The organism is Streptomyces sp. NPDC002130 (assembly GCF_040296465.1).
In the GTDB taxonomy this organism is placed as follows: domain Bacteria; phylum Actinomycetota; class Actinomycetes; order Streptomycetales; family Streptomycetaceae; genus Streptomyces.
Genome location: NZ_JBEOXI010000316.1, coordinates 1 through 7,945, shown reverse-complemented (window position 1 = coordinate 7,945; position 7,945 = coordinate 1). Strand labels below are relative to the sequence as shown.

Sequence of the window (7,945 nt, the reverse complement as noted above, 5' to 3'; positions counted from 1 at the left end):
GGCCCGGTTGCGCGCGGCGTCGGCCCGCAGGCACGGCTCGTCGCCCTCCAGGGCGGTGCCGAGCTGAAGCAGCTCGGGATGGTCGACGGGCTCCTGGGGCGTCGGGAAGGGGGGCGGGGCGGTGGACATGAAGCCAGCGTAAAGCATTGGGAACAAAACTGGACCGCGGTCCGGTTAGGATGCTAGAACGTTAAACGGACCCCGGTCCGGATCGTCATCAGTGCCTCAGAGCAGCGCCTAGATGTGGGAGTCAGCATGTCCGTTCGTATCCTCGCCCTCGTCGGCAGCCTCCGCGCCGGTTCGCACAACCGTCAGCTCGCCGAGGCGTCCGTCAAGCTCGCCCCCGAAGGTGCCGAGGTGGACCTGTTCGAGGGTCTGGCCGAGATCCCCTTCTACAACGAGGACATCGACGTGGAGGGTAGCGTCCCGGCCGCCGCCGCGCGGCTGCGTGATGCCGCGAACGCCGCCGACGGCCTGATCCTGTTCACCCCGGAGTACAACGGGACCATCCCGGCCGTGCTGAAGAACGCCATCGACTGGCTGTCCCGCCCGTACGGTGCCGGTGCCCTCAACGGCAAGCCGGTCGCCGTGGTCGGCACCGCGTTCGGCCAGTACGGCGGTGTCTGGGCGCACGACGAGACCCGCAAGTCCGTGGGCGTGGCCGGCGGCAAGGTCCTGGAGGACGTCAAGCTGTCCATCCCCGGCTCCATGACCCGCTTCGCCGAGACGCACCCGGCCGACGACGCCGAGGTCGCAGAGCAGCTGACCGAGGTCATCGCCCGTCTGCACGGTCACGCCTCGGAGCCCGCCGCGGCCTGACGCCTCACCTCGTGCCCACGGAGGGGCCGCGGCCGGGAACGGCCCCGGCCCCTCCGGAACATCGGCGGCAGTCGCTCGGACCGGCTGCGGCTGCTCACGCTCAGACCGGCTGCGGCTCAGGCTCAGACCGGCTGCGGCTCGCGCTCAGGCCGGTGGATCGGCCTGTCCGCGCCGGTGAGTGGAGCGCCCGTGCCGCCGTGCCGTACCGCGATGATCTCCGCCGCGATCGACACGGCGGTCTCCTCGGGCGTACGGGCCCCCAGGTCAAGGCCGATCGGAGACCTGAGCCGGGCCAGCTCGCGCTCGCTGACGCCCGCGTCCCGCAGCCGCCGTTCGCGGTCCTCGTGGGTGCGGCGGGAGCCCATGGCGCCGACGTAGGCGACGGGCAGCCGCAGTGCCTCCGTCAGCAGGGGGATGTCGAACTTCGCGTCATGGGTCAGCACGCACAGCACCGTGCGCCCGTCGGTCCTCGTGCGCCGCAGGTAGCGGTCGGGCCAGTCGACGACGATCTCATCTGCCTCGGGGAAGCGGGCCCGGGTCGCGAAGACAGGGCGGGCGTCGCACACGGTGACGTGGTAGCCGAGGAACTTCCCGGCCCGTGCCAGGGCCGCCGCGAAGTCGATCGCGCCGAAGACGATCATGCGGGGCGCAGGGGCGGCCGACTCGACGAGCAGCGTGAGACCGCCGGGGCAGTGCGACCCGTCCTCGGAGAGTTCCACCGTGCCGGTGCGCCCGGCGGCGAGCAGGGCGCGGGCCCGGTCGAGCGCGGCACGGTCCAGGTCCGGGGCACCGCCGAGACCGCCGACGTACGAGCCGTCGGGACGGACCAGCAGCGCCCGGCCGAGGAGGCCGGACGGGCCCCGGGCCACCCGGGCGAGGGCCACGGGTTCCTCCCGGGCGGCGGCTGCCAGGGCGGCGGTCTCGGCCGGACGGGCGCCCCGGAACGGGGTGATCATGACGTCGATCGTCCCGCCGCAGGTCAGTCCCACCGCGAAGGCGTCCTCGTCGCTGTAGCCGAACCGCTCCACCACGGCCTCGCCGTCCTGGAGGGCCTGGAGGCACAGGTCGTACACCGCTCCTTCCACGCAGCCACCGGAGACCGAGCCGACGGCCGTGCCGTCGGCGCACACGGCGAGCGCGGCGCCGGGAGGGCGCGGGGCGCTGCCGCCGACCGCGACCACCGTGGCGACGGCGAAGTCCCGGCCCTCCTCGATCCACCCGTGCAGGGGCCCTGCGAGATCAAGCATCGCCGCCCGCCAGCACGCGGTCGGGCCGGATCGGCAGGTTCCGGTGGCGTACGCCGGTCGCGTGCCACACGGCGTTGGCGACCGCCGCGGCCGCGCCCACGATGCCGACCTCGCCGATGCCCTTGATGCCCACCGGGTCGTCCGGCTCGGGGTCGTCGACCCAGTCGGCCTCGATGTGCGGCACGTCGGCGTGCGCGGCGACGTGGTAGCCGGCGAGGTCGGCGCCGTAGAGGCCGCCGCTCGCCCGGTCGCGGACGGCTTCCTCGTGCAGGGCCATGGAGATGCCCCAGATCATGCCGCCGACGAACTGGTTGCGGGCGGTGAGCGGGTTCACGATCCGGCCGGCCGCGAAGATGCCCAGCATGCGGCGGACGCGGATCTCCCCGGTGGCGGGATCGACGGCGACCTCGGCGAACTGCGCCCCGAAGGAGTGCCGCTCCTTCCGGGCGAGGGCGCCGACGGCCTCGGCCGTGTCCGACCGTACGGTGACGCCCTCCGGGGGGATGTCGGCGCCGGGCGGGAGGCTCCGGCGCAGTTCCCCGGCGGCTGCCATGACGGCCCAGCCCCAGGAGCGGGTGCCCGCCGAACCGCCGGCGATCATGGCGGGACCGAGGTCGCTGTCCCCGATCCGCACCCGGACACGGTCCGCGGGCACGTCCAGGGCGTCCGCGGCGATCAGGGTGAGCGCGGTCCTCGCGCCGGTGCCGATGTCCGCGGCGTTGACCCGCACCGTGAAGGTGCCGTCCGCCTGTGCGGTCACGGCCGCCGTGGACGGCATGGCCATCGCGGGGAAGGAGGCCGCCGCGGTTCCCGTGCCGAGCAGCCAGCGGCCCTCCCGGCGCAGGCCGGGCCGCGGATCCCGCCCGTCCCAGCCGAACCTGCGGGCGCCTTCCCGGAAGCAGGCGATCAGGTTGCGGCTGCCGAACGGCAGCCCTGACACGGGGCCCACCGCGGGCTCGTTGCGGACCCGCAGTTCGATGGGGTCGACGCCGCATCGCTCGGCGAGCTCGTCGAGCGCCGACTCCAGCGCGAACGAGCCCGACGCCTCGCCCGGGGCGCGCATCCAGGTCGGGGTGGGGACGTCGAGCTTCACGAGCCGGCTGGCCGTGTGGTGGGCGTCGGCGGCGTACATCGACCGGCTCGCCGCGGCGCTCGGCTCGACGAAGTCGTGCACGGTCGAGGTCTGGTTCAGGGACCGGTGCTCCAGGGCGCGCAGCCGCCCGTCCGCGTCGGCGCCGAGCCTGACGCGCTGGGCGGTGGGGCTGCGGTGGCCGGCGAGGGAGAACATCTGCCGGCGGGTCAGGACGACCCGCACGGGGCACTGCAGCACCGTCGCGGCCATCACGGCGGCCACCTGGTGCGCCCGGGTGCCCTTGCTGCCGAAGCCGCCGCCGACGTGTTCGGAGCGGACCCGCACGGAGGCGGGGTCGAGGGAGAAGAGGTTAGCGAGCTCGTCGGCGACCCAGCCGGTGCCCTGGTTGGAGTCGACGACCTCCAGTCGGCCGTCCTCCCACCGGGCCGCCGCCGCGTGCGGCTCCATCGGGTTGTGGTGCTCCTCGGGGGTGGTGTACTCCGCGTCCACCACGACGGCGGACGCCGCCAGTTCGGCCTCCAGGTCGCCTTTCTCCACCACGGCCGGCATGTGCCCGTCGAGCGGGTACGCCTCGGACTCGCGCCGCGCGGAGAACGCGACGTCGTGCGGCTCCCGGTCGTAGTGCACCACCAGGGCCCCGGCGGCCTCCCGGGCCTGCTCGGACGTCTCGGCGACGACCAGGGCCACCGGCCAGCCCATGTGGGGCACCCGGTCGTGCTGGAAGAGGCCGGTGCTCGGGTCCGGCGCGACGCCCATCATGCCGGTGAAGGCGGTGTCGACGCGCGGGGCGTTGCCGTGGTGGAGCACAGTGAGGACGCCGGGCATCGCGAGCACGGCGTCGGTGTCCAGGGCGCGGACACGGCCGCGGGCCACGGTCGACAGCACCAGCCAGCCGTGGGCGAGGTTCGCGAAGGGGATCTCGCCGGCGTAGCGGGCCGCGCCGGTGACCTTGTCGCGGCCTTCGACGCGGGTGTGCGCGGTGCCGGCGTTGCCCTGGGTGACGGTGGTCATCGGGCGGCCTCCTCGGCGAGTTCGCTCAGCACGGCCACGACGAGGTTGCGCATCAGGGTCACCTTGTATCCGTTGTGGGGCAGGGGTCGGGCGGCCGCAAGTTCGGCGTCCGCGGCGGCCGCGAAGTGCTGGGCGTCGGCCTTGGCGCCGGTCAGGACGCGTTCGGCCGTGCGGGCGCGCCAGGGGCGGGAGGCGACCGCGCCGAACGCCAGCCGCACGTCGTGGACGTGGCCGTCCCGCACGTCGAGCGCGGCGGCTACGGAACCGATGGCGAAGGCGTACGAGGCCCGCTCGCGCACCTTGCGGTAGCGGGAGTTGGCCGCTGTCGCGGTGGCCGGGAGGGTGACGCCGGCGATGAGCGCGCCCGGCGGCAGGGCGGTCTCCAGATGTGGGGTCTCCCCCACCGGAAGGTAGAAGTCGGCGAGCGGCAACTCGCCTGCCCCCGCAGCCGTTTCGTACGACACGCTCGCGTCGAGGGCGGCCAGTGCCACGCCCATGTCGGAGGGGTGGGTGGCCACGCAGTGGTCGGAGGCGCCCAGGACGGCGTGATTGTGGTGCTCACCCGCGATCGCGGGGCAGCCGCTGCCGGGATCGCGCTTGTTGCAGGGAGAGTGGACGTCGGCGAAGTAGCCGCAGCGGGTGCGCTGGAGGAGGTTGCCGCCGACGGTGGCCATGTTGCGCAGCTGCCCGGAGGCTCCGGCCAGCACCGCCTGTGCCAGGGCCGGGTAGCGGCGCCGGACCTCGGGGTGGGCGGCCAGGTCGCTGTTGGTGACGGTCGCCCCGATCCGCAGCCCGCCGTCCTCGGCCGGCTCGACGCGGTTCAGAGGCAGTTCGCGTACGTCCACAAGCCGGGCGGGCCGTTCGACGCCGGTCTTCATCAGGTCGACGAGGTTGGTGCCGCCGCCCAGGAACCGGGCTTCCCCGTCGCCGTCGAGCAGTGCCACGGCGCCGGAGACGTCGTACGCCCGTTGGTAGCCGAACTCCCTCATGCCGCCGCCCCCTTCGTCTCCTGAGCGGCCCGGGCCACGGCCTGGACGATCGACACGTAGGCGCCGCAGCGGCACAGGTTGCCGCTCATGCGTTCGCGGATCTCCTCCGGGGTCAGCGGCGGTGGCCCCGCCTCGGGCCGGACGTCGCCGGTGACGGCGCTCGGCCAGCCGGCCGCGTGCTCCTCGATCACGGCGATGGCCGAGCAGATCTGGCCCGGTGTGCAGTAGCCGCACTGGAAGCCGTCCAGGTCGAGGAACGCCTGCTGCACGGGGTGCAGCCGCTCGCCCTCGGCCACGCCTTCGATGGTTGTCACCTCGCGCCCCTCGGCGGCCACGGCGAGCTGGAGGCAGGCCAGACTGCGGCGGCCGTCGAGCAGGACCGTGCAGGCACCGCACTGGCCCTGGTCGCAGCCCTTCTTGGTGCCCGTCATGTCGAGTCGTTCGCGCAGGGCGTCGAGCAGGGTGGTGCGGTGGTCGACGGTCAGCGTGTACTTGTCGCCGTTGACGGACAGGGTGAGGTCGCTGGACGTCGATGGGGGCATGGGGAAGCCTTCTCTCTCACATCGCCGAGTAAGGGGGCGGGGGCACTGCGGGTGGTGGTGCCGGTCCGCGGCCGGACGGGATGCGGGGCGGGCCCGCACGCGACGTGTCCGGCACGGGCTGTCCGCACGGGTGGCCCGCCGATACGATGGAACAAGCGGACAGTTGTCCGCTACTCGGGAAACGTAACGGACAACTGTCCGCTTAGCAAGGTCGGGTTTCGGCCGCGGCCCGCGAGGAGTACGAGTGCGGCAGAAGAAGGACGCCCCCCTGCGCTCGGACGCGCAGCGCAACCGTGAGCGCATCCTGGCGGTGGCCCTGGAGGAACTGACACGTTCGGCGGACGTCCCGCTGAGCGCGATCGCCAAGAAGGCGGGCGTCGGGCAGGGCACCTTCTACCGCCACTTCCCCACCCGCGAGGCACTCGTGCTGGAGATCTACCGGCACGAGATGCAGCAGGTAGCCGACACCGCGGCACCGCTGCTGGAGAGCCGGGAGCCCGACCGGGCGCTGCGCGAGTGGATGGACCGGCTGGCGCGGTTCGCCATGACCAAGGCGGGCCTGGCCGACGCGATCCGCCAGGCCACCAGCGCACCGGGGCAGCCGGCGAAGCCCGGGCACGCCCCCGTGACCGAGGCGGCCGAGCTGCTGCTCCGGGCCGCGGAGGAGGCCGGCACCATCCGCCCGGGGGTCACCGCGGACGACCTCTTCCTCGTCATCGGCGGGCTCTGGACGCTGCCCCCCGGCACCGACTGGCAGCCTCGCGCCACCCGCCTGCTGGATTTCGTCATGGACGGGCTGCGCGTGGGGGCGGCTGCCGGACGTCAGGGGCAGTCGTAGGTGAAGCCGGCGCCGGCCGTGCGCGGCGTCCCGGAGAGGATGCGCAGTTCGGCCCGGGCCGTCCGGTGCCCCGTGCCCTGGAAGGTCCAGCGCAGGTGAAGGCGTGCCTGCCGCTGTCCCCGGGCCAGTTCTTCCTTCAGCACGCCCGAGGCGGTGCCGTCGCTGCGGATCCAGCGGTAGGACAGCGTGCCAGGGCGGCCGTTCGTGGTCACGAGGGCGACGAGGTCCGCGGTGCCGTCGCAGCCCAGGGACGTCGGCCGGGCCGTGACCGTCACCTTGCTCACCGCCAGGGGCGGACCGAGGCGCTGCCAGGCGAGGAACGCGAGGACGCAGAGCACGACCAGCGCGGGCAGGACGTGCCTGCGCAACCGTCGCTGCCGGGGCGCGGGAGGCAGCGGGACGGCGGGGAGTGTCCGGTGGGTGCGGTGCTGAACGGCGGCGGTCACACCCGGGCCAAAACGCAGCACGCTTCCTTCGACCCGGTCGGGGGACGTCGGCCGGGCAGGCGCCGTCGCCGCCTGCTCTGCGAGGGTCGCGTCGGCTCCGGGCCGCTGGATCCAGTGGCTGGCAAGGACGGTGGCGCTGTACTCCGTATCGACTCCGGGCGTGCGGGTCCGGTCGGCGGGACATCCGAGCGCCTCGGGCCGTTCGCCGGCACGACCGAGCACCGCGGTCTGCTCCCCGGCACGACCCAGCACCGCGGTCTGCTCGCTGCTGGAACCCAGCACCTTTGTCTGCTCGTCGGCGGAACCCAGCATTTCTGTCCGCTCGTCGGCGGGCGGTTCGGTCGTGCGTGCGTCGTCGTGTGCGGTCATCGCAGGTCGCACCGCCTGGTCAGGAGCTGCTGCGAGGCGCCGCCGTCGGCGGCGGCCGGGGTCGTGGTCGCCTGCACCGTCCAGTAGCAGCCGAGGTTCTGGAAGGTGTGGTCGACGCTGAGCGTGTACTGGGTGGCGCCGCTGCGCTCGAAGGTCTGGGACGCGCCGTCCGCCGTGCCCGGCTGTCCCGCGGTGTCGCCCGTGAACCAGGAGACGGTGATCGAGACCGGGCCGGTGCCGTCCGTGGTGATGCCGAGGGTCGCCGTGGCGGTCGTGGGGCCGGTCTGCCGGAAGGCCGTCACGGTGACGTCCTTGACGGCGGGGCCGGCGGGCGGGGCCGTGGTCGTCGGCGTCGTCGCGGTGGGGGGTGCGGTGGTCGTCGCGGCGGGAGCGGTTGTCTCCTCCCCGCCGGGCGGGGCGGCCGAGGCCGTGGGCGCGCCGGTGCCGGTGGTCGCCGTGTCCGAGGCCGACAAGGCGGGGGACGGCGACTGGGCGGCCGAGGCCGTGGGAGTGGCGGACGGGGCGGAGGCGGTCGGCCGACCCGAAGACCTGCCTCTTCGGCACGCTGTCACTCTGGCAGGGCGTGGACGT

At 74.0% G+C, this 7,945-nt stretch carries 9 protein-coding genes and 1 pseudogene; 3 read left to right on the top strand and 7 right to left on the bottom strand.

Annotated features, from left to right (window positions below; genetic code table 11):
* Positions 1-147: pseudogene (locus tag ABT116_RS36585) on the bottom strand (TetR/AcrR family transcriptional regulator); the annotation flags it as partial.
* A gap of 108 nt (positions 148-255) precedes the next feature.
* Between ABT116_RS36585 and ABT116_RS36580 the strand changes: the two are divergent.
* Positions 256-819, top strand: coding sequence for an NAD(P)H-dependent oxidoreductase (locus ABT116_RS36580; RefSeq protein WP_351643145.1), 564 nt, complete (start codon positions 256-258; stop codon positions 817-819).
* A gap of 122 nt (positions 820-941) precedes the next feature.
* On the opposite strand, the gene ABT116_RS36575 is transcribed toward ABT116_RS36580, so the two are convergent.
* Genes ABT116_RS36575 through ABT116_RS36560 form a run of 4 tightly spaced genes read right to left on the bottom strand, consistent with a single transcriptional unit; the run spans position 942 to position 5,701 of the window.
* Positions 942-2,066 carry an XdhC family protein gene (locus tag ABT116_RS36575; RefSeq protein ID WP_351643142.1) on the bottom strand — a complete coding sequence of 375 codons (1,125 nt, stop codon included), beginning with the start codon at positions 2,064-2,066 and terminating at the stop codon, positions 942-944.
* Positions 2,059-4,170, bottom strand: a complete 2,112-nt coding sequence (locus ABT116_RS36570; RefSeq protein ID WP_351643140.1) for a xanthine dehydrogenase family protein molybdopterin-binding subunit — start codon at positions 4,168-4,170, stop codon at positions 2,059-2,061. Before ABT116_RS36570 ends, ABT116_RS36575 begins: the two co-directional genes overlap by 8 nt.
* Entirely contained in the window at positions 4,167-5,159 is a 993-nt protein-coding gene (locus ABT116_RS36565; RefSeq protein ID WP_351643137.1) for an FAD binding domain-containing protein, read from the bottom strand. Before ABT116_RS36565 ends, ABT116_RS36570 begins: the two co-directional genes overlap by 4 nt.
* On the bottom strand, positions 5,156-5,701 hold the full coding sequence (locus tag ABT116_RS36560) for a (2Fe-2S)-binding protein (protein ID WP_351643134.1): 546 nt from the start codon (positions 5,699-5,701) through the stop codon (positions 5,156-5,158). Before ABT116_RS36560 ends, ABT116_RS36565 begins: the two co-directional genes overlap by 4 nt.
* 244 nt (positions 5,702-5,945) lie before the next feature.
* Here ABT116_RS36560 and ABT116_RS36555 point away from each other — a divergent pair, with 244 nt between their 5' ends.
* The gene (locus ABT116_RS36555) at positions 5,946-6,539 is read left to right on the top strand and encodes a TetR/AcrR family transcriptional regulator (protein WP_351643131.1); all 594 of its coding nucleotides are present in this window, start codon (positions 5,946-5,948) and stop codon (positions 6,537-6,539) included.
* Here ABT116_RS36555 and ABT116_RS36550 read toward each other — a convergent pair.
* Together ABT116_RS36550 and ABT116_RS36545 are read right to left on the bottom strand one after the other, a co-directional pair.
* Complete coding sequence (locus ABT116_RS36550; protein ID WP_351643129.1) at positions 6,524-7,354, bottom strand: hypothetical protein; 831 nt, start codon at positions 7,352-7,354, stop codon at positions 6,524-6,526. The genes ABT116_RS36555 and ABT116_RS36550 overlap by 16 nt on opposite strands.
* On the bottom strand, positions 7,351-7,656 hold the full coding sequence (locus tag ABT116_RS36545) for a hypothetical protein (protein ID WP_351643126.1): 306 nt from the start codon (positions 7,654-7,656) through the stop codon (positions 7,351-7,353). Before ABT116_RS36545 ends, ABT116_RS36550 begins: the two co-directional genes overlap by 4 nt.
* Before the next feature lies 1 nt (position 7,657).
* Here ABT116_RS36545 and ABT116_RS36540 point away from each other — a divergent pair.
* The coding region (locus tag ABT116_RS36540; protein WP_351643123.1) for a hypothetical protein at positions 7,658-7,945 on the top strand (288 nt) is incomplete at its 3' end.